This is a genomic window from Arenicella sp. 4NH20-0111 (assembly GCF_040366405.1).
Taxonomy (GTDB): Bacteria; Pseudomonadota; Gammaproteobacteria; order Arenicellales; family Arenicellaceae; genus Arenicella.
This window is the reverse complement of the sequence record NZ_BAABWF010000001.1, coordinates 125,401-148,899: the sequence shown is the minus strand read 5'-3', so window position 1 is coordinate 148,899 and position 23,499 is coordinate 125,401. Positions and strand designations below refer to the sequence as shown.

Annotated in this window: 10 protein-coding genes; all 10 read left to right on the top strand. The window is 47.3% G+C overall.

Translation table 11 applies throughout. The features are described from left to right. Window positions 1-604: 604 nt before the first annotated feature. The 10 genes from ABWW54_RS00625 (at window position 605) to ABWW54_RS00580 (ending at window position 23,494) form a co-directional block, all read left to right on the top strand. The gene (locus tag ABWW54_RS00625) at window positions 605-11,923 is read left to right on the top strand and encodes an SdrD B-like domain-containing protein (protein WP_353409033.1); all 11,319 of its coding nucleotides are present in this window, start codon (window positions 605-607) and stop codon (window positions 11,921-11,923) included. 20 nt (window positions 11,924-11,943) lie between these two features. Then, the gene (locus ABWW54_RS00620) at window positions 11,944-14,163 is read left to right on the top strand and encodes a C25 family cysteine peptidase (RefSeq protein WP_353409031.1); all 2,220 of its coding nucleotides are present in this window, start codon (window positions 11,944-11,946) and stop codon (window positions 14,161-14,163) included. A 210-nt stretch (window positions 14,164-14,373) separates the two neighbouring features. Continuing rightward, window positions 14,374-15,783 (top strand): tRNA (N6-isopentenyl adenosine(37)-C2)-methylthiotransferase MiaB, encoded by a 1,410-nt coding sequence (miaB, locus tag ABWW54_RS00615; protein ID WP_353409029.1) that lies wholly within the window; start codon window positions 14,374-14,376, stop codon window positions 15,781-15,783. Window positions 15,784-16,070: 287 nt separating this feature from the next. Next, window positions 16,071-17,042, top strand: coding sequence for a PhoH family protein (locus ABWW54_RS00610; protein ID WP_353409027.1), 972 nt, complete (start codon window positions 16,071-16,073; stop codon window positions 17,040-17,042). Between the two features lie 28 nt (window positions 17,043-17,070). After that, a complete protein-coding gene (gene ybeY, locus ABWW54_RS00605; RefSeq protein WP_353410360.1) occupies window positions 17,071-17,556 on the top strand; it encodes an rRNA maturation RNase YbeY in 486 nt (161 codons plus the stop codon). A 22-nt stretch (window positions 17,557-17,578) separates the two neighbouring features. Beyond that, on the top strand, window positions 17,579-18,439 hold the full coding sequence (locus ABWW54_RS00600; protein ID WP_353409025.1) for a CorC family transporter: 861 nt from the start codon (window positions 17,579-17,581) through the stop codon (window positions 18,437-18,439). A gap of 1 nt (window position 18,440) precedes the next feature. Then, window positions 18,441-19,367, top strand: coding sequence for a 5'-3' exonuclease (locus tag ABWW54_RS00595; protein WP_353409023.1), 927 nt, complete (start codon window positions 18,441-18,443; stop codon window positions 19,365-19,367). 65 nt (window positions 19,368-19,432) lie between these two features. After that, window positions 19,433-21,355: an ExeA family protein gene (locus ABWW54_RS00590; RefSeq protein ID WP_353409021.1), complete on the top strand. Its 1,923-nt coding sequence runs from the start codon at window positions 19,433-19,435 to the stop codon at window positions 21,353-21,355. 18 nt (window positions 21,356-21,373) lie between these two features. Beyond that, window positions 21,374-21,820 carry a general secretion pathway protein GspB gene (locus tag ABWW54_RS00585; protein ID WP_353409019.1) on the top strand — a complete coding sequence of 149 codons (447 nt, stop codon included), beginning with the start codon at window positions 21,374-21,376 and terminating at the stop codon, window positions 21,818-21,820. A 90-nt stretch (window positions 21,821-21,910) separates the two neighbouring features. Then, window positions 21,911-23,494: a peptide chain release factor 3 gene (locus tag ABWW54_RS00580; protein ID WP_353409017.1), complete on the top strand. Its 1,584-nt coding sequence runs from the start codon at window positions 21,911-21,913 to the stop codon at window positions 23,492-23,494. The last annotated feature ends 5 nt before the right edge of the window (window positions 23,495-23,499 follow it).

Here is a 23,499-nt window from a genome sequence, read left to right as displayed (position 1 = left end):
CTTAACTTTACAAAATGTACTGAATAAGTTGATTTTAGGCGTTTTTTTACGGATAAGCGCGCGTCAGTTTCTTTAACTGGTGCGCTTATTTTGGTATATTTTGCTCCAAACTCAGGATCGATGTTTGGTGTTTGTCATTAATAGGTTGAAAGTACTGACAAAAACCCTCTGATTTTGTGGTTCGGTGGTTGGGGTCTTCCATTTCAGGGTTGGATGATCTTCCTTTATTTCAGAAAATTGTGTCAACTTGTAAATTTTGCGATTTGCGGGGTGCGCTAAAGCGCGCTTGATGATAATTTTCCGAAGACAATACTAGTGAGCAGAAGCGGTTGGTAAAAGTACAGGGTTTCTGTTTATAGGGATTGTTTTTAATTTGGGGTTGGTTAGGTCTTTTTGGTTTTCGTTCAGGGTTTATGAAAGTCATCTTTAGTAGATTTGCTTGTCGCAATGCTGGTTGGCATTGCTGTCGGGTCCGTAGATCTATCCCGTTTTAATATTACTTCACACGAACTAATGAATAGTGACGCACAACTGCGTCTCCTTATTGTTAGGTGCCTGCTTGGTTGGCTGGCGCCAGTGTCATAGAGGTTACTCGGGCAATATAATGTTATTTAAGCAAGCATATAAAAGGGTCGCAATTGCTGCGGTTTTAGGGGTGGCATCTCAGTTAGCAAGTGCGACTGAGGAATTCTTCGTTCCATTTCCAGAGGATCACACTCTGGCGTTCTTAAGAGATATAAGCTCGACTCCGCTTTGCCCTGCAGGCACTCCCATCGTCGATAATGGCTCCCCTAGCCCGACTGACGACGTGCGCACCATTACTGACTTTGTCGTTCGCGTTGACAATACTTTGATTGTTATTGACCATTTTGAAGATGGGTATGAGCCAGGTAGCCTTGAAGACATAGCGCTTGGTGGATTGGGAACCCCTCAAGTCACGACTCGAGTATACGGTGATGGCGATATTAGTAACGGAGCGGTTCCTGGTGTTACCACAAATGCCGGAGATATATTGCTATCAGGTCAGGTTGTGGTCTTTGAGGAAAGTATTGATACCGGGACGCAGATTGGAGATGTTGAAATTGATGGGGCTGCCATAACCGGCGGTGGAACCCGTACACAAGACGGTCTGGATGGTGGCGATAGAATTTTCGCTACCGAAACTATTAACGTGACCCGAGCTCAATGGGCGGATGGCCCTGGAACCCTGTTCGCGGGCGCGTTCGAACTCTTTCCTTTAAGTCAATGGGGGCAGAGTTTTACCCTCCCTGTTGGCGAAGACTCGGCGGCTGGAGAATTCGCTTGGACCGGTCTCACGTTGATGGCGGCCAACGATGGTACAGATGTATCTATCGATGTGAACGCTGACGGAGACTTTAATGACGTTGGGATTGACGTAAATACCACGATTAATCGTGGTGAAACCGTTGAGGTTTTTGGTCGTAACAATTCCGGAGGACAAACGACGGGCGGTCTTTCTCAAGGTGCGAGAGTTGTAACGTCGGATATTGTTCAGACAAATATCATTTCGGGTGAAGAGTGTAGTAACTATGCGGCTCGATGGTTTACTCTGTTCCCGGATGCGCTGTTGGGTAATAACTATTACGAACCCGTTTCCACTCGAGCAGCTGACGCCACAAAGATTTATTTATATAACCCTGCAACCTCACCTATTTCTATTAACTGGGAAACAACTGCCGGCGTTCAAACGCCGATTATTGTTCCTGGGCGCGGTGTTGTGGCTCAAGAAATGCCCGTTGATTCTGGAGCCCGCTTTTATACCGACAGTTCAGTTAACTCATTTGGCGCTTTAACCGTGACTGATGTGGTCGGTGGCGCTGAGTCAATTGTGCACGATTGGGGGCATGCCTCGACGTCACAGCGTTTGATGGGTAACATTGTTCAAGTTGGCTACGCGGAAGGGGATGACCCCTCCCGCGATGACCTATACCCTGCTAACGCTGGTATTGGTGAAAACAGTTCTCCAGTGTGGCTCGTGGCGGATAACCTTAAAGATCCGACCGATACGCAGTATCAAATATGTGTGGATGTGTCAGGTGATGGTGGTCCCAATACTGACCCAAATACCGGAAATCAGTACGATTATACATTTTTGCTCGACCGTCTAGATAGCGCTCGCCTCTACGATGGTGGTAGAGATACGCCCAATGCCACCCCGGCCCACTTAGATGGGGACCAAAGTGGTATGTTGGCGTTTGTCTGTGATGGCAGTGATGCGATTCTAGCGGCCGCTTGGGGGCAGGCTCCAGACACGGCTGCTCGAGGCATTCCAGCGGTCGATTTAGGGACGACTGTACGGTCGGTCAGTGCGGATGTGGCGTTTCTTGGGGACACTGTCTTTGAAGACACAAATAGCAATGGCGTTCGCGATCCAGGCGAAAATGGCATTCAAGGCGTTACCGTTATCTTGACGCCATCATCGGGGGTTAATTTAGGAGCCGGGCCGGGCCAGCCGATTACAACCACGACTGATTTTAATGGAAGCTACCTTTTTCCAAGTTTGATCAGCGGCGACTACACGGTCGAAGTGATACCGCCTTCAGGCTGGGTTCAAACCTTTGATCCAGATGCCTCTAACGGTGACCCGGTTGTTCTCGATGACACATCAAGTCCAACGATCGTGGATGCAATTGGTCGATTGGATCAAGATTTTGGGTACGTTAATAATGTGCCTGCAGGTCAAATCGGTGATTTTATTTACAATGATGTCAACGGTAATGGAATCCAGGAGCCCGGTGAAACCGGGATTCCTGGCATTGATGTGGAGCTGTGTACGCTTGGCGCATTTACCGATTTCGCGACCGATAATTTTAATGTTGCTTCTTACAGTATTAATGCGGCGCAATGGTCTGGGAATTGGATTGAGCTGAATGACGACAATAACCCCGGCACCGCAGTTGATGGTGGGCATGGTTTTGGCGGTGTCGACGGTTTTAACTTAAATATTTTTGCTGATGCAGCGACGATTCGAGGGAACGTCAATGGCGCAGGTCCAAGCATTACCCGCCAATTTGACCCTTCTTCTTTCGACGATCAATTGACCGCCACACTCATTATTCGTGCAAACGCCGGTGTTACCTATGAGTTAGGTGACGACCAACTTGATGTGCAAATATCCATCAGTGGTGGAGGGTTCACATCAATAGGCACGATAGAGGCCGCTAATTTGAGCACGGCGTTCACGCCGGTAGCCTTTACGTTTGACAGTCAGGGTGCCAGCAACGTCCGAATTAGACTCCAAGTCAATGGAAATAACATTACTGGTCCTGAAGTAGAGGCCCTGATTCTGGATAACATCGCAATCTCCGGCCGAGCGGTAACGTGTTCCACGCTAACCACGGATGCCTCTGGTTTTTACCTGTTTACTGGACAAGCGGATGGATTTTACAGCACCACAGTATTGAACCCTCCTGCTGGTGCAACAAACACGGATGACCCATCCGGTGACGCAAATAATACCAACGAATTCGAACTGACGTCTTCTGGTGGCTTTGGCGGTAATCTTGAACAAGATTACGGCTATTTCATTCCAGCTCAAGTTACTGGGCATGTGTATTTTGATGTGAACGGTAATGGTGTGCAGGATGTAGGTGAGCCAAACATTCCGAACCTAGACGTTGAAATTACCGATTCTTTAGGCAATTTGCATGTGGTTACCACCGATGCGAATGGCGACTACATTTCGGAGGTTCCGCCGGGATCAACGATTGTTAAGCTTGACGAAACTGACCCAGACTACCCCACTGATTTTATTCAAACTGATGGTGTAGATCCCAACCCAGTCATCGCTGTCGCAGGTATTACTGTTGACGCCGGTGATGACGGGTTTTATCAAGGTAACTCAATCGGTGACACGGTCTATCAAGAACAAGATGGCGTGGTGGGCGTTCAAGACGGAACGGACCCAGGTATTCCTAATCTAACGGTGACCTTGACTCCTCCTGCTGGTGTGGACTTAGGGTTAGGCTCAGGCGTGCCGATTGATACGATTACTGACGCCAGTGGACAATATTCGTTTGTTGGTTTGCCGGACGGTACTTACACGGTTACCGTGCAACAACCCACTGGTTCTACCCAGACAGAGGACCCAGATGGCGGCAACGACAATCAATCTGTGGAAGATCTGGTTGGCGGAGAAACGGATAACGATCAAGATTTTGGTTACACAAATACCGTGCCCAGTGGCCTGGTTGGTGACCTGATTTTTACCGATGCGAACGGCAACGGGATATTTGATGCGGGTGACACGCCGCTTCAAAACATCGACGTTCAAATTTGTGGTGATTTAGACGATAACAATGCGACAGTGAATACGTGTCGCACCGAAACCACTAATGCCAGCGGTAACTATTTGTTCGGTGATGGTCTGAACCCTGATGGCTCTCCGAACGCAGCTGATTCCGGATTGCCCGCCACAGGATCTGGTGAGGTATACACAGTCACTGTGTTAACACCGCCTGCGGGCCTGACCAATAGTGCTGACCCAGATAATGGCTTGCCAAACTTTAGTCAACTTACCTTGACTGCCGCTGGCGGTAACCTTGATCAGGACTTTGGGTATTTCACCCCAGCACTTATCAATGGTCATCTTTACTTTGATACCAATGGTGATGGTGATCAGGATGTCGGTGAGCCTGATTTAGTTAATATTGATGTCATTATTACCGACGTCAATGGTAATCAACAAGTTGTGGCAACCGACACTGATGGTAACTACGTTGCTCAAGTGCCTCCTGGCTTAACAACGGTTAACGTTGATAATACGGACCCTCAATTTCCTCTTAATGTCACGCAAACAGAAGGTACGGACCCGAGTACCGTTACCGCAATCAGTGGCAACAATGAATTTGCTGGAAATGATGGTTACACCCAATTGGGTTCGATCGGCGATCTTATCTTTTTTGACAATACAGGTTCCGGCACAATCGGCGTCTATGATGTAGGTGTAGATTCTGGTGTTCCTGCTGTGGTTGTTACTCTGACGCCCCCAGGTGGAGTTGACTTAGGTAATGGCGCAGGTGTGGCGATTACCACCACCACAGACGCTAACGGTAACTATCTTTTTGATCAATTGCCGGCAGGTAGCTACACGGTTTCTGTGGCTGCCCCTACTGGCGCTGTGCAAACAGTTGACCCTGAAGAGTCGGGCCAATGTAGCACGTGTGATAGTCAGTCATCCGTCACTATTACGGCTGCGGGCAATGACTTGGATCAAGATTTTGGTTACAGCATAGGGTTGTGTCCCGTCGGCACTATTACGTTCGATGAATATACGCTGGCGTCCGCCAATTCGACGACCATATTTAATAGTGAATATTCCACAGGCGGCGCAGATAATACAAATTCTCCGCTCGCTGGCGGTCAAGGTTTTGCCATCTCGGCGACCGGTGGTGAAAACGTGGCTGTTGTGTACAACACCAATGCCGGTACCGGCGGTAACGACCCTGATTTAGAGATTTCGAATACCGGTAACGCGCTAATTGTTCAAGAAGGCGGAAACTTGGGCGGAATAGGCGAGGGCGGGTTTATTCCCGATGACGTCGTTGGTGGCTTGATTACGTTTGACTTTGAAACGCCAATTACTGAATTCAGTGCTACTTTGGTGGATTTTGAAGGGCCTGCCGCGACACTTACTTTCATTAATACGGCAACCGGCGCTTCAGTGTCGGTCAGGCATGACCAAATTGTGGCTGGCTCTGGTATTGCTGCCTTTGAACAAACAGTGGCTGATTGTCCTTTGCTCGCGGACGAGGAAGTGTGTGTGATCAATAATACGATCACTGCTCAAGAGTTGGCTACCTTTGGCAGCGTGGTCATGAATTCGTTCAATCGAATTGAATATCAATTCGCCGCCAGCGGCGCGATTGATGACATGAACTTTCGCTACGACTGTACTACCTCTTCGGCTATTGGGGATACGGTATTTTCAGATACTAATGCGAATGGCGTTCAGGATCCTGGAGAAGCAGGAATTCCAGGAATTAATGTGCAGATTTGTGGTGATCTTGATGATAATGATGTGACCCCCGCAACATGTCGAATCGAAACTACGGATGCGAACGGCAATTACCTGTTTGGAGACAATCTGACGGCGGATAAGTTGACGGCAGATCCAGCTGACGATCCCTTGCCGCTGACCAATGGTACTGAAGACTATACGATTGAAATTTTGAATCCTCCTGCTGGGCAGGCTAACTCAGCGGATCCTGACGGCGGAGTTTCGAACGTTTCTCAGCTTACTTTGCCAAATGCGTTGGCTAATTTAGATCAAGACTTCGGTTATACCGTGCCTGGCACTCTAGGAGATCTTATCTATTATGATATTGATGGTGATGGCGTTTTCAACGGTGCAGACTCTGGTATAGCTGGTGTGTTGGTTCGATTGGACTTGCCCGATGGCAGCACTGAGTTTGATACCACCGATGCCAGCGGAATTTATTCATTTGATACAGCGCCGGGCGGGGATTACACCATCACGGTGGATCCGAATGGTAATACGTTACCGACTACCAGAATAAGCACAGTTCCTACCGCTGATCCAGACGGCGGAGCTGACAATAGCTCTGTAATTACGTTGGCTCCTGCGGCGTCAAATCTTGATCAAGACTTCGGTTACCAACCTAATAAAATATCCGGTAATGTCTCTGAAGACACGACAGGTAATGGCGCTGGCGACACCAATCTCGCTGGCGTTATTGTTCAGCTGTATTCCGACCCTAACGGTGATGGCGATCCGAGTGACGGTGCATTACTAGGCACGGCGACAACTGATTCAAATGGTAACTATGAATTCATCACTACCGACGCTAGCGTCGGTGTGCCTGAAGACGATTACGTTGTTCTTGAGATTGATCCGGCAGGCTTAAGCTCGGTGAGCGACGGTGACATTACGCCCGATGTGGGTGGAGATGTAGCCAATAGCGCTGCGCCGTTGGGTAATCTGGACAATATATTGCCAGTGACCGTAGGGGCTGGTGAAGTCGACGCCGACAATAATTTCGTAGACACCAACGTAGGCAGTATCGCTGGTCGAGTTTGGTTCGATGAAGATCTTGATGGCATACTCGATACAGAGGAAACTGGTATTACTGGCGTTTCTGTTCAACTTTTGAACAACCTTGGTGCGGTGATTGCCACGACCGTGACCGATGAAAGCGGTAACTATTTGTTTCCAAATCTGACAGCGGGCGATTACACGATTAACGTTGTGGACTCAACTCTGCCAACCGGCTTGAGTAATACGGCGGGTGTCGGTGGTGTGGACCCTAAAGCGGTCGCATTATTAGCTGGCGAGAATCGTCGCAACGTCAATTTTGGTTATATTCCAGATGATTCTAATGAAGGCGCCGTTGGTGATCGAGTATGGGCGGATGCTGATGGCGATGGCGTTCAAGACCCGGGTGAAGCTGGGATTAGTGGTGTTGTCATGTCTTTGCGAGATGGCGACGGTAACGTCATAGCGACAACAACAACCGATCAAAACGGGGACTACCTATTTACCAATATCACGCTGGTAAACGGGAGTAACGTTGGGGTTGCAGATGACCTTAGTGTCACTATCGATAATACAGGTGGCCCACTGGCCGGATACACGCCTACTTCAGGTCCTCAATCTGAAGGGGGGTATCTCAGTAATCCTGTCACGCTAACTCCCACTAATCCAACTGTGACGGATTTGGATTTTGGCTTTAATCGAGCAAATCTAAATTCATTAAGCGACACTTTCTGGTTTGATGCAGACGCTGATGGCATTTTTGATCCAGAGGAAAATCCGATTTCTGGCGTTACGGTTAATTTGTATAACGACTCCGATAACAATGGCATCCCCGATGTGGATGCTAATGGTCAACCAGAAGTGGTCGCCACGGATGTCAGTGATTCCAATGGCGATGTTGATTTCTCAGGGCTTGAAGATGGCAACTATATAATCGGTGTGACGGATATTAATTCCGCTCTAAACGGTTTGAATGGAACCACGATCGAAGCCGTTAATGCTTTGTCCGATACCGTGACCTTGGCGGGTGGTGCAACGGATGATCAGAACAGTTTTGGGTATAACAATCCTGGCCTGATCTCCGGCGTGGTCTATAACGATGAGGATTCAAACAGCGATCAGGACCCAGGAGAAGCGGGCACACCACAACAAACGGTCACACTTTTGTTGGATTCGGACGGTAATGGCAGTTTTGAAACGACCGTGTCTACTACCCTGACGGGGCCAGACGGTTCCTATGAATTTGACGGCTTAGTTCCGGGTGATTATCGCGTGGTGGTTACGCCACCTGCGGGCACACAAACTGAAGACGTTGATTCGGTCATCGATGACCAAACAGACATATCGCTTGCGATTGGTGAGAGCTCTGTAAACAATGATTTTGGCTACGTGAATAACCCTGAGCTATTTAATATCTCAGGTACTGTGTTCCTAGATCCAAATAAGAACGGAGTCGAAGACGCCGGTGAAGTGGGCATACCTGAGATCTCCCTAGAGTTGAGAGTGCCAGCCATCGAAATTATTAACGGTTTACTTGATGTTAATGGCGATGGAGTTGGAAATGGCGCTGATGATGGAACCTACCTTGGTGTGACTATTATCAACGGGCGACCAGACTTAAATGATGATGGCTCTACCAATGGCGCGGACGATGGTGAGATTAACGGTATAACGATCATAAACGGTCGATTTGACACGAATAATGATGGTTCTGTTAGTGTCGCTAACCGGCCTTTAGATGATCTTAATATTCCTGCGCTCGTGGTAGCGACAACCACCACAGATAGGGCAAACGCCACGTTGGGAGACTACTCGTTCAGTGGCCTGCCAGCGGGTAACTACGAAGTCGCGGTTACTGACGAAGCCGCGCTATTGGGAGGCTATGATATCACCAGTGGCTTAGATGTACTGGATGCTACGATAGTGAATGCGGACGTGGTCGACGTTGACTTTGGTTACATACGAGAAGAAACAACAGGCTCACTATCTGGAACTGTATGGGTAGACGAAGAGACGTCGGATGATCCGTATAACGATGTACCAGATGGCAACGAGTTGAAGCTATCGGACGTTGATGTTTACTTGTGTACGGCACCATTATTGCCAGCGGGATCAACATTTCCTGGGACGACCGACGATGTATTGAGCTTTGAGCGATTTACATTTACACCGACTGGTACGATTAGCTCAGTTAATCAAATTCGTACTTTGGGTACGGTGACTGACACTACGCCGCAATCAACCATTGGTTTAATCGGCGGAGACACCAATGGTGCAGTAGAGGATTTTGGTTATATCTATCAGGGTTTTATTAACTTGACTGAGACCGGTGAATATAACTTCAGAACCACTTCTGATGATGGAACCGTTCTATTTATTGATGGTGAATTGATTGTCAATAACGATGGGTTGCACGGCAACGTGACGGTGACAAATCAAGTGACATTGGATGCTGGATTCCACTCAATAGAGATTCAATTCTTTGAGCGTGGCGGTGGCCAAACGCTAGTGGCGGAGTTCAGTTTGCCGAGTGCGCCAGCTAGCTTTAATGCGGTTGCCTCAGCTCAGTTGTCGACAGTGGTCGATTTCTGCGATCCGTTGCACCCAAATTATTTGGCAACGACTCAAACCGACGCTAATGGAGATTACTCTTTCAAAGACTTGCCTCCAGGCCAGTACGTGACTGATTCTGATCCAAAGGACATCCCAGATGGTTTAACGAATTCAGTGGACCCGGCTCCTGTGAACGTGTCTGAAGGCGAAGACGTTACTGATGTTGATATCGGTTATCGTCCTGAAGCTGGATCTGGAGCGTTATCGGGGTTTGTGTGGGTAGATGCAAACGGAGACGGTATTGCTCAACCCGGTGAAGCACCTATTGGTGGTGTCACGATAGAGGTTAGAACAACCGATGGACTGACCAGTGGTTCAGGAACCGTACTCTTCACTACGACCACAAATCCTGATGGATCGTGGAGTGTGACTGATATTACTGGGGCGGATCTGCAAGATGGTTTTCTTGTCAATTACGTGCAAGCTGACATCGATACTCAATCTGGGTTAGATCTTAGTGAGACTCAGCCTACCAACTTCCCGCTAGGAGACTTTAATTATTTTCCTGTCGATTTGTTAAGCGACGATGATAATAATATTTCGTTCTTAGATTTCGGCTTTCAACCTCCGAGCGATACAGCAGGAAGTTTGGCTGGAACCATCTATGCTGATGTTGACCAAGACGGGAACTATACCCCTGGTGTGGATAACGAACTCGAAGACGTTAGTTTGAACTTAGTGAATGCGGCAGGCGATGTGATTGCTACCACAACGACTGTCCCGTCGTTCATAGATCCTGATACAGGTGATGAGCGCAACTATCTGTTTACTGGGTTAGCGGACGGTGATTACCAAGTTGTTATTACCGACAATCAGAATGTAACACGCGAGTTAAATCCATCGGAGACGATAGTAAACCCGTCTACGATTGATACGTCCAATGCGGCAACGCGTAACCTTATTGATCGCGATGCCGGATTTGTTTCTGATACACGCTTAAGATCAATCGGAAATCGTTTCTTCTTTGATATCAATGGCGACGGAGACGTCGATGAAAATGAGCCAGGCATAGCGGGAATCGTTGTTCAATGCTGGTTGGATGCAGACGCGAGTGAAACGCCTGATGATCCGTCAGTTGCGTCAGCTGATCAGCAGCCTGTACCCGGCATAGATAATTTAATTAGAACGGTGACCACTGATGCAAGCGGCGAGTACTACTGTACTAGTCTTCCTGAAGGTCAGTACATTGTGACAGTCGCTGACGCAGGCGGATTTTCTGAAGCCGCGGACAGCACATTGATCACCGGTAATGCAGGCGACAATTTTGCTAAGCCTTGGACCTACGTTGTAACGCAAGCGGCGTCAGGTGTACCTAACTACACGGCGGATTTCGGAGTGTCGGGAAGCAACACCTTGAGTGGCACGATCTTTGTTGAAGACGAAGACTTAGTTGAGCCAGCTGGAACTGGTATTGCTGCAGGCGAATTAGATGGTGTGGCAGGTGGCCCGAGTCCGGACACGTCAGCAACACCCATTGATGACCCAGTGGTAGCTGGCGTTCCGGTTGATTTGTATGTGCAGGCGCCAGACGGAAGTTTTAATTTGATTCAAACTGTATTAAGTGGTGCGGACGGTGACTATTCATTTACTGGTTTGCCAGACGGGAATTACCGCGTGGTGGTACGACCTGATGGAACGGGTATTGACGGCTACGGTCAAACAGGTGATCCTGACCTGGTGGCTGTAGAAGCTGTTTCAGGCAATGCCTCTGATTTGGTTTGTGATAGCCCGACGGCGGCACTTTGCGATGATCAAACAGGCACGCCGATTGATGTCGATTCTGGCAGTGCCAGCGGAGCAGCGGTCAATGTGGTTGGTATTGATTTTGGTTACCAACGTAACTTCACAACAACGCCAGTTACAATGAACTCTTTTGAGGCAACGCGCATCGGCGACAATGTGAGATTTGTTTGGCAAACTAGCAACGAAGTGGGGCACGCGGGTTTCCAGATTTACGCTCGCACAGAAAGTGATTGGCAATTGATTTCAGATGAGCTTATTCCCGGGCTTCCGGGCCAAGCGTTACAGGTGCGTACGTATGAATTTACAACGCAAAGTGATGCAACTTGGTTCGCGTTAGTGGATGTGTCAAATGGCGAAGAAGTAACGGCTCACGGGCCATTCAGAGTTGGACAAGCCTATGGGGCGACGGAAACTGAAACGGACGGTTTTGATTGGAGTCAAATTGAAAAGGCTAAGCCAGCGAATGACGATCAATATGACTCAATTGAAGAAATTCTTCGAAACGCTGAGTTAGATGATGAAGAGCGTGCTGAACGTGCGCTTTCTAACTAGACTGGGCGGGAGATACTGATATGAAAACGATGACGATTAAGCAAGTGATGATCAAAGATCGAGTGAAAATGAGTGGTGTTAAGCGCGGCGTTGGTATAACTCTGGCGGGTTTAACCGCATCATTAATGATGTCGCCAACGGCCATGGCCGTTGAATTGCTGAATCTCATGGTCAATGACTCAGGTATGCAGCGAGTCACGTATGAAGAGCTTGCGAGTGCTGGCGCTGATTTACGAGGTTTGAGAACGCGGAAAATGAACGTCACGGTCGATGGCGATTCCGTGCCAATGCGTATCGTAGGGCAGCAAACTGGGTCTCAACGTTTCTTTGGACCTGGTGGTTACATTGAGTTTTACGCTGATTCTGCCGAAAGTCTGTATTCTGAAGAGCAAGCGTATACATTGCACTTTATGAGTCGAGCGGAGTTAAGGCAGACTCCTCCGAAGTCGATTCGCAACGATAAGACGAGAACGGACGTAACGGCCAATGCCGCGACAAGTTACCTTCATACTTTGGTTGTAGAGCAGAATAACTATTATGATTTTGCCGCGCCATCAAAGACAGACCCTTGGCATTTTGGTCAAAACTACAGCATTTTCGCTACCCCATATTATGACTTCGAGCTCGATAATGTCGTTGGCGGAAGCGGCTTGGCGAGCGTAGAAGCTCAGATGTATGGATTGTTGGATTTTCAAATAGAAGGCAATGATCATCACTATGAGGTACTGGTGAATGACCTAGTCTTAGGGGACCAGCAATTTGACGGTAACTCAATTGACACATTCACGGCTTCTAATGTGGTGGTGAGTGAAGGCACCAATACGTTTAAATACAACTTTCGGCCTATTGCTGAAGTTCCATTTGATATCGTTACGCTAAACCGCTTCGAAGTCACCTATAACCGCTACTCAATTACCACGTCTAACTATTTAGAGGGCCGGTTTAATACAGGCCACGCGGTTGTTGAAGGAATCACTTCAGACGATTTTAGTGTTTACCGACGTTATGATAACGGCACAATCGAACGACTGACGAGAGCTGTTCGAAGTGATGATAACGTTGTTTTTAATACACGAGGTATTGATGCTGAGTATATTGTCGCTGCCGATACTGGTTTTAAGCGCCCAGTTGTACAACCGCTATTAACCAAGCAGAACATCACATCGGGTCGAGCGGAGTATTTGGTTATCGCGCACAGTAGCTTGATGGGAGATGAGCTTGATGAGCTTGTGGATCTTAGGTCTCAAGAATATGCGGTGAAAGTCGTAGACGTAGAGCAAATTTACGCACAATTTGGCGATCATGTGCCCAGTTCAGATGCGATTTTTAATTACATTAAATTTGCCGCAAATAGTCTGGATACTAAAATGGTTGTTTTCATTGGAAACGATACTTACGACTATAAGCAGCAGCAGACACAGTCGGTTAGCCTTATACCCACTCGTTACGTAACCACTCCGGGCGGCTTGCTTTTGGTAACGCAAACGCCTTCCGATGCGGCTTACGGAGACTTGATTGAGGGCGGTGCACCAGAATTACCCATTGGCAGAATTTCCGTTCGCAATAAGAGCGAATTAGCCTCGGTGGTGAATAAACTAAAAGCCTATGAAGCCAGAGATGGTTACGTTGGTAGAGTATTAGTAGCCGCGGATAAAGAAGACAGTGGCAATGGTATTTCCTTTACACAAGACGCGGAAGCTCTTATCGCGGCAATGCCGAAAACGTGGCGAGATTCGATACGAAGTGATTTTCGGGCCTTTCCAGACGTTGATGGTGGACAGTTGGCTCATGAAAAAGCACTGCGTGCTATGAATGCAGGCGTGTCGGTTGTTAATTTTATTGGTCATTCTTCTCACAGACGCTGGAGTTTCAGTACTCCTCCGATGTTGTTATCTAGTCAGATTGCAGGTTTGACCAACGTTGGTAAGCCTGCTTTGGTTACACAATGGGGTTGTTGGAATAGCTATTTCGTGGATCCAGCCGGAAACACGATGGCTGACGAATTTTTGTTGGGCGGTGAAAATGGCGCGGCGACGGTACTAGGTGCCTCTACGTTAACGTCGTCGGCTGAAGAAAGAGCGCTTGGCGTCGAGCTAAATAAACGCATGTATGATCAGGGGGTGACTATCGGCGATGCCGTAGTGCAGGCTAAAAAGGCCGTGGCTGAGCGTGAGGATTTCCCAGCCATTCAAATGGGTTGGCAAATTATTGGGGATCCAGCGCTGAAGGTAAACCCCTAACGTTAAGCACTCTTTGTGAACAAAAAGCCGCCATTTGAGCGGCTTTTTTGTTGTCTGTGGTCCTGGGCGTGCATGTTTTGATTGTTTCTTAATTAATCTGAGTGTCTTCTACTTGAAAATGCCGCTAAAATACGCGCCCGCTCTATTTGAGCCTCAATCAGAACAGTGTGCCCCTGAATTAACAACAGTAACGACCACTAAACAACCGACATGACAAATCAAATTACGATCGAGCCTTCGGACATTAAAAAGTCGAGCAAGCAAACAAGCGCCTCTAATACAATCGATGCATCGGGTGCCCAAAAAAAAGTATTTATAAAAACCTTTGGGTGTCAAATGAATGAGTATGATTCTAATCGCATGCTTGATTCATTGGGCGAATCACATAACGCCATTAAAACCGACAGTGAGCAGGACGCTGACATTATTCTGCTTAATACGTGCTCAGTGCGAGAAAAGGCCCAAGAAAAAGTATTTTCTCAGTTGGGTCGTTGGAAAAATCTTAAAGATAACAACCCTGAGTTGGTGATCGGAGTTGGTGGGTGCGTCGCATCCCAAGAAGGCGACAATATCATGAAGCGTGCACCTTACGTTGACATGGTGTTCGGGCCGCAAACTCTGCACCGTCTACCGAAAATGGTTGATGAAGCTCTCGGATCTAAAGAGTCTCAAGTTGATATTACCTTTCCGGAAATTGAAAAGTTCGATAAGTTGCCTGCGCCAAAAGTGGAAGGGGTAACTGCGTTCGTTTCAATTATGGAGGGGTGCAGTAAATATTGTTCATTTTGTGTTGTTCCGTATACGCGTGGAGAAGAATTCTCACGTCCGTTCGACGATGTCTTGGCGGAAGTGTATTCTTTGGCGCAACAGGGTATCCGTGAAGTGACTCTGCTAGGTCAAAATGTGAACGCTTATTGGGGCCCGATGCATGATGGCTCCATGGCCGATTTCGCATTATTGATTCGATACGTCGCTGAAATTGAGGGGATCGAGAGAATAAGGTACACCACATCGCATCCGTTGGAGTTTACCGATAGCCTTATTAACGTCTACGCCGATGTGCCTAAGCTCGTTAATCATTTGCATCTGCCTGTTCAATCTGGTTCTGATAGGATTTTGGCGGCCATGAAGCGCCGCTATAAAGCGCAAGACTATATTGAAATCATTGAGAAGATCCGAAAGGTTCGGCCAGATATCAGTATGTCTTCAGACTTTATTATCGGATTTCCCGGGGAAACGGATGAGGATTTTGAAGACACCATGAATCTGATTGAAACCATTGGCTATGACTTGTCGTTTAGTTTCATTTACAGTACACGCCCTGGTACCCCAGCTTCCGATTTGGAAGACGATGTTCCTATGGATGTTAAAAAGGAACGTTTGGCACGATTACAGAAGCGCATCACAGAAATGGCCATGGGAATCAGTCATGGTATGGTTGGCTCCGTTCAAACCGTGTTGGTGGATCGCCCTGCTCGCAAGGATCCTAAGCAAATATCGGGGCGGACCGAAAACAACAGGGTGGTGAACTTTGACGGTGATCAATCATTGATCGGTCAGTTCGTGGATGTGAAAATCACCGAAGCTTTGCCGAATTCGCTACGAGGAATTATGGTTTAGCCAAAAGCGATATTTGGTTCTCGCAGTTGCGGCATGTTTGCGTAATTAGGCTTGTTTTATTTGTGTTTGTGTTCTATAAAAGTTGTATGCAAATATTATCCACCTGCGAGAAGTCTAGCGTTGGCTAGCGTGCATTTGCCAATCTGGTCAATTTATTATGGATCGAGTAGCGCCCAGTGGACGTGGCAGAACAGCTCATTTAACCTAGCAATTAACCGATTAGCATTAACACTGAAACGTATTCAGCCTGCACCTAATGCGGTCTTACAACCTATCGGAACACACTTTTGAATCAAGCACTCCCTGCGAAAACGCTTTCGTTAGACTCGCCTGAGTCTCCCATTGACAACACACGGTTATCGATATTATGCGGAGAGCGGCATGCAAATATCAGAATAATCGAACAAGAGCTGGCTGTAAAATGTTACCAGCAAGGTGGTGATTTTGTGATTCAAGGTAATGCCTCGGATGTTGGTGTTGCGTTTAAAGTCATAGAAAAACTGTATAAGCTCACTAATAGAGGTCAAGGTTTGGACGAATCAAAAATTTATCAAGTAATCAACAATATGTCAGAACCAGGTGATGAGGATCTAGATTTTGAGCGCGTTAGGGCGCCATTAAAGCAAGTTGTTGCCAAGTCAAAAACACAAAGTGAGTACATGCGAGCAATCGAGAAGCACGACGTTGTTTTCGGGGTTGGCCCAGCCGGGACAGGAAAAACCTACATTGCGGTTGCCAAAGCAGTTGAGGCACTTGTCAGTGATGAGGTTAAGCGGGTAGTTTTGATACGCCCGGTGGTTGAAGCGGGAGAGCATCTCGGCTTTTTGCCTGGTGATATTGGGCAGAAAATAGACCCCTACTTACGTCCGCTTTATGACGCATTGTATGAGCTGCTTGGCCCCGAAAAGGTACAGGGCTTAATAGAACGGAAAATCATAGAACTCGCTCCTCTAGCGTATATGCGTGGACGCACTCTCTCTGATGCATTTGTAATCATGGATGAAGCGCAGAATACAACCGTAGCACAGATGAAAATGTTGTTAACTCGCACTGGTTTTGGTTCCAAGGTTGTCTTAACCGGAGACCTCTCTCAGTTAGACCTTCCAAAAGGCACTTATTCTGGGCTAAAGCATGCATTAACTATATTGAGCGGAGTTCGGGGCATTAGTGTGACCAAGTTCACCGGTAAGGACATTGTTCGGCATCCATTGGTGCAGCGTATCGTTGAAGCCTATGAGAAGCATGATCGAAATGACTGATGAGGTCGGTGAGCCTACGCGTGAATGCATTGAACTTGTGGTCGATGTGCAAATTGCGCAGGACTTAGATCGTAGTCGCATAGCAGACGCACTTCCGTCAGATCAGCTACTCAGTGATTGGGCATCAAACGCTTATCGAGCTGTCTGCGAATATGGGGGATGGCCGACAACGAATGAAGTCACAATTAGGCTCGTGTCAGGTGATGAAATTGAGCAGTTAAATGGTGATTATCGTGGTAAGAATAAGGTAACTAACGTGCTTTCTTTTCCATTTGAGGCGCCACTGGGCATTGACGTTGAATTGCTGGGTGATGTGGTGATCTGTCACGATGTAGTCATGACAGAGGCGGCGGCCGAGAATAAGAAACCATTTGATCATTACGCTCACATGGTGACTCACGGTGTACTTCATCTATGTGGGTATGATCATCAATGCGATACGAGCGCCCATGAAATGGAGTCGCTAGAAATACGAATTTTAGCCAATAATGGTTATCCTAACCCCTATCTATAGAACGCAGTTTTAATCGACAAACATGAAAAGTAAAGACCAACCTCCTTCGATATTGCAGCGCATTGGCGCTGCGTTAATTAGTTTTATACCTGCGCGTCGCGCTGCCTCCAGAGAGGACGTACTCGAGCGTTTGCAGCAGGCTGAGGAGGATGGAATCGTGGAGCGCGACTCTTATGACATGATTCAGCGCATCTTATACGTGTCTGACATGCGAGTACGAGATGTCATGATACCTCGCACGTCGATGGAGATTATAGAGCGAGATGCGACGCTCGATAGTTGTTTGGATGTCATGGTAGAGAGTGGGCACTCTCGATTTCCGGTGATCGACAACGAAAAAGATCAATTTGTTGGAATTCTGTTAGCCAAGGATTTGCTTAAGTTTTTCGATGAGGATAACAAGCAGCGTTTTACCATGCGCGATTTAATTAGACCCGCCGTGTTTGTGCCCGAGAGTAAACGCTTGAATGTTTTGTTAAGTGAGTTTAGAACCTATCGGAACCATATGGCGTTAGTTGCTGACGAGTTTGGTGCCGTGGCAGGGGTTGTTACGATTGAAGATGTGTTAGAACAAATCGTGGGCGACATCGAGGACGAGCATGACGTTGATGAAGAGGAAGACTTCATTCGCACGCTTTCCAATGGGGAAACTTTGGTTAAAGCTCTGTTGCCGATTGATGAGTTTAATGACCATTTTAAGACGTACTTTAGTGAAAGTGGCAGCGACACTATCGGAGGGCTGATCTCTCAAACCGCTGGTCACATACCCCAACCAGGGGAAGGCATTGAAATTGAGAACGTGAAATTTGAAATCATTCACGCTGACTCCAGACGGATTCACATAGTGAGAGTCATCAAACTGACTAACGACATAGAAAACTGATATGAGTAGTTACCCAGAACGAGAAGCGCCTACGGCCTATCTTATCGACGCCAGTATTTATATCTTCAGGGCTTGGTTTTCCGTTCCTGATTCGATGCGCGGCGAAGGCGGTATGCCGGTTAATGCGGTGTATGGTTTTTGTAAGTTTTTGACCGAATTTTTGGAACGTAGTAATGCCAGCCATGTGGCCGTCGCATTCGATGAAAGTCTAACTCAATCTTTTCGTAACGACATCTATCCTCAGTATAAGATGAACAGAGAGTTGCCACCTAAGGAGTTGTCAGATCAATTTAGACTCTGCAAAAGAGTCGCCGAGGCGTCTGGTTTGTTGTGTCTAGCTCACGATCGATACGAAGCGGATGATCTTATTGCAGGTGCGGCAAAGTCGGTCCGAGAAGACGGCTATAGAGTCGGTATTGTAACGGGAGATAAGGATTTAGCGCAGGTTCTAAGAGGACATGATTTTTGGTGGGATTTTGCTCGCGATCGGCAACTGGGTCCCGCCCAAGTTGTAGAAAAATTTGGTGTTCCCCCAGAAGCGATTCAGGATTATCTCGGTTTGTGTGGAGATGCTGTAGACAACATTCCAGGTATTCCTGGAATTGGTCCTAAGACGGCAACCGCATTGCTGCAAGAGTTTTCGACCATGGAGCAAATCTACGATCGGCTGGGCGATATTCAGTATTTAAAGGTTCGCGGAGCTAAAGGGTTGGCGGCTAAGTTGAAAGAGCATCGTGAACAAGCGTTTCTGTCAAAACAATTAGCGACGGTAGAATATGATATTCCTATCCCCATTACGGCCGACGGGTTGCGGCGAAAGTCTGCGGAATTAGGTTCTTTGCAACAAGTTGGCGATATTATGGGGGGGCGAGGGGCTGGTTTGTTTGAGCGTCTGGCTGGCTCTGCTCGAGCTTCACTTGCGCTATAAATCCGCATCTGCAATTATCACCACTCATAATTCACCCCAAACACCCTAATGAAAGTCATGCAGCCATGTACCTAAATTACTTTGGGTTAGTCGAACCACCGTTTTCGATAGCCCCAGACCCGCAGTATCTTTATATGAGTGCGCGCCACAGAGAGGCGATGGCACACTTGAGTTATGGGCTGTCTCAGGGTGGATGCTTTATTGTGCTATCAGGTGAGGTGGGTACGGGTAAGACCACTTTGTGTCGAAACCTGATGGCAGATCTGCCCGAGCATGTCGATGTTGCGCTTATTCTGAATCCGAAGATAAATCGCCGTGAACTGTTAGAGACTGTTTGTGACGAACTAAAAATAACATACCCTGACGATTGCTCTAAAAAGCAATTGCTGGATTCCATTAACGACTATCTGTTAAAAGCGTATTCTGAAAACCGGCATACGGTGCTCATTATTGATGAAGCTCAACTGCTAAGTCAGAGTGTTTTGGAGCAGATTCGTTTGTTAACCAATTTGGAAACAACGAAGGCAAAATTACTGCAAATTATTTTAGTCGGTCAGCCTGAGCTAAACGATCTGTTAACGCGCAATGATCTTCGGCAATTGGCTCAGCGTGTCACTGCGAGATATCATTTGCCGGCCATTGCGAAAGATGAAATTCAGGATTATGTGAATTTTAGGCTTGGTGTGGCTGGTTGTAGGAAACCATTATTTAGTGCGCAAGCGTTGCGTCATTTGCATCAATTGAGCGGGGGAATACCGCGTAAAATTAATGTTTTGGCGGACCATGCCTTGCTTGCAACTTACGCGAAATCTCAACTTTTAGTTGATTCGAAAACCGTTAAGTCGTCAGCCAACGACGTCTTTATAGATAGCGTGAAAAGCAATGGTGGTAAAAAGACAAGGAACTGGGTAGCCGGAATAGCCGCCGCCGCGTTGCTTAATTTTTGTTTATGGTGGTGGTTTACGTCTCCCAATACGCAAAGCGTTGATTCGCAGCTGTCACAAAGTGAGTCCTCTAAGGAGGCTCTGAATTCTGATGTTGTTATGCCAGAGGTCGGGGCAGCCCAGAAAGATGATAGTGCCGCTGGTTCGCAGGAGCTTATCAACATCGCGGATTTATCTGAAAATGAAGAGTTGCTGACCGAAATTGCCGAATCCAGAGGTGTGAACCCTGGTTCAGTCGTTATTTCTGAGGAGTTTTTAGATCAAGACTTAGAGCCTGATGTCGTTGTTGATGATTTAACTAGCCAACAAAACTTCGCTACGGACACATTGGGCGAGGTGGCTTTGACTGAAAATGCTGAGAACGTCGAGGTGGTTCAAAAAAGAGTTACACCAGCGTATTTGAGCAGTTCCGCGTTTGGAAGGGTGCTTGAGGTGTCACCGGATCGCACTGGTAGAGTTGCGGCGTTCAAAAATTTGGCCGTCGCCTGGGACGTAGACTTGACTTCTGGCTTACTCGGCCCGCTGTGTGAAGAGCTTGAGGCCCGTAGTGTCGATTGTTTGCCTGTGTCGTCTTGGCCGGCCATATTAAGATTTAACCGACCAACGATTATGGTGCTTGAGCATAAGGGCCAGCAACATAGAGTCATTTTGTTTAAGTTACTAGATGGCGTCGCCAGCGTCTTGGTCGGTGAGCAGAGTTATGAGTTACCTGTCTCAGAGTTACGGGATCGTTGGTTCAATAATGCCATGGTGTTTTGGCGTCCTGGCGAGGCAGGAAAACAATTCTTGCAGCAGGGTGACGTGAGCGATGGCCTGCCAAGCGTTAGATTAAAGTTAAATAGCGTGTTAACCAAACTCAAATTGCCACAATTGACTGAATTGCGCTCCACCACTTTTGATGCCGACTTGTCCAGTAAGGCTAGACTATTGCAGGAGCGGTTCGATATATTAAGTGATGGAAAGATTGGCAGTGAAACCTACTTATTGATGAATGAGTTACTCAATCCGGAAGAAGTGCCAGTGTTGTTTCCAAGACCTATTTAGATTTTTGGAAGGATATTTATGTCGACTATTTTAGAGGCTCTAAAAAAATCCGAAAAGGAACGCAAATTGAATGCGCTCCCAACCCTATCCGATATGCCTGTGCCTCAAGAATCTTCGCGTTGGCCTTTGATTGTGATTGCGATACTAAGCTTGGTGTTAGCCTTGATGATTGGTTTGTTGCTGGGGCCCTGGTTTTCCGCCCCTCAAGTTGATTCGATGGCGTCTGTTGATAGCCAGAACGAGTTGCAGGGCAAGGAGCCAGTTGACGCTAAGGTCTTGCCCCCCTCCGACATCATTGTCAATGTTGTGTCCTACTCGGAAAACCCCAAGCAACGGTTTGTTATATTGGATGGTAAAATGTTCCGTGAGAATGATTTCGTTCGAACTGGGTTGCGCGTAGAAGAAATAAAACCAAGTGCGGTTGTTTTAAATTTACGCGGCGAGTCTATTACACGCACGCCGTAAAAACCTCAGACTTCAGGTCAAATACGACGATTTAGAATTGCGCTTTAGTTATAATCCGCGCATTCCGTAACCATCACATCATTCTCCAATATGAGTCAACTAGCAGTCGAAGTGGCTAAGCGTCGTACTTTTGCCATTATTTCGCATCCAGATGCCGGTAAAACCACGCTAACTGAGCGCCTTCTTTTGTCTGGCGGGGCTATTCAAATGGCTGGTAATGTCAAGGCACGCAAGACAGGGCGTCATGCAACCTCTGACTGGATGGAGCTGGAAAAGCAACGTGGAATCTCGGTGACGTCATCCGTAATGCAGTTTGAGTACGCCGACAAAATGATTAATTTGCTGGATACGCCGGGTCACGCCGATTTCTCCGAGGATACTTATCGAACACTTACCGCCGTTGATTCGGCACTGATGGTGATTGATATCGCCAAGGGCGTCGAGGAGCGGACAATAAAATTGATGGACGTGTGTCGATTAAGAACCACGCCAATAATGACCTTTGTTAATAAAATGGATCGAGAGGGTAGAGACCCGATCGAAGTAATGGACGAAGTTGAATCTGTACTGGATATTTTGTGTGCCCCAATGACTTGGCCAATAGGTATCGGTAAATTGTTTCGTGGGGTTTATCGAATCTATGATGATACGGTTCATTTATTTGCAGGAAGACCCGGTAACGATGAAGAGCAGGATCGTTTAATCAAAGGGTTGGATAATCCTGAAGTCGATGAAATCCTTGGTGACATACTGGCCAGTGATTTGCGTGATGAATTAGAATTGGTGCAAGGTGCAAGTAATGAGTTTGATCTTGAGTTGTATTTGAGCGGTGACTTGACGCCTGTGTTTTTTGGTTCCGCGATTGCTACCCTTGGAATTGACGAGTTAATGGAAAACTTTGCCCGCTATGCGCCAGCTCCTCAAGGGCGGAGCGCGGAATCCAGAGAGGTTAGTTCGGCCGAAGAAAAATTTACTGGGTTCGTTTTTAAGATCCAAGCAAACATGGACCCCGCACATCATGATCGAATTGCGTTCATGCGCATTACGTCTGGCAAGTTTACCAAAGGTAAAAAACTCAAGCACGTGCGCTTGAAGCGAGATATGGCGATCAATAATGCCAGTTCGTTTATGGCCTCAAAACGTGATGCTACGGAGGAAGCTTGGGCGGGTGATATTCTTGGCATTCACAATCATGGCACAATTCAAATCGGTGATACGTTTACCGAAGGGGAGGAGCTCAAGTTCACGGGGATACCTAATTTCGCTCCAGAGCTTTTTCGACGTGTCCGTTTGCGTGACCCGCTACGCGCTAAAGCGTTGCAAAAAGGCTTGATCCAATTGAGCGAAGAGGGTGCAACTCAAGTCTTCAGGCCTGTGCAAAACAATGACATGATCCTTGGGGCTGTGGGTATTTTGCAATTTGATGTGGTCGCTCATCGCTTGAAAGCTGAGTACAATGTGGAGTGTAGTTTTGAGGCAGTTCAAGTTGCCACGGCACGTTGGGTACACTTTCCCGATGCAAGGATGGAAGAAGAGTTTCGGCGTAAAAATGAACAAAACATTGCGCTAGATGGAGCGAACGAACTTACCTATATTGCGCCAAATATGGTTAACCTTCAGTTGACTATTGAGCGTTGGCCTGATGTTGATTTTCGAACCACGCGGGAAATATAGAGCTG

Excerpts from the sequence above, each read along its gene's own strand:
- ABWW54_RS00590 (WP_353409021.1), top strand. The coding sequence starts at position 19,433 with ATGTACCTAAATTACTTTGGGTTAGTCGAACCACCGTTTTCGATAGCC.
- miaB (WP_353409029.1), top strand. The coding sequence starts at position 14,374 with ATGACAAATCAAATTACGATCGAGCCTTCGGACATTAAAAAGTCGAGC.
- ABWW54_RS00600 (WP_353409025.1), top strand. The coding sequence starts at position 17,579 with ATGAAAAGTAAAGACCAACCTCCTTCGATATTGCAGCGCATTGGCGCT.
- ABWW54_RS00585 (WP_353409019.1), top strand. The coding sequence starts at position 21,374 with ATGTCGACTATTTTAGAGGCTCTAAAAAAATCCGAAAAGGAACGCAAA.
- ABWW54_RS00620 (WP_353409031.1), top strand. The coding sequence starts at position 11,944 with ATGAAAACGATGACGATTAAGCAAGTGATGATCAAAGATCGAGTGAAA.
- ABWW54_RS00580 (WP_353409017.1), top strand. The coding sequence starts at position 21,911 with ATGAGTCAACTAGCAGTCGAAGTGGCTAAGCGTCGTACTTTTGCCATT.
- ABWW54_RS00595 (WP_353409023.1), top strand. The coding sequence starts at position 18,441 with ATGAGTAGTTACCCAGAACGAGAAGCGCCTACGGCCTATCTTATCGAC.
- ABWW54_RS00625 (WP_353409033.1), top strand. The coding sequence starts at position 605 with ATGTTATTTAAGCAAGCATATAAAAGGGTCGCAATTGCTGCGGTTTTA.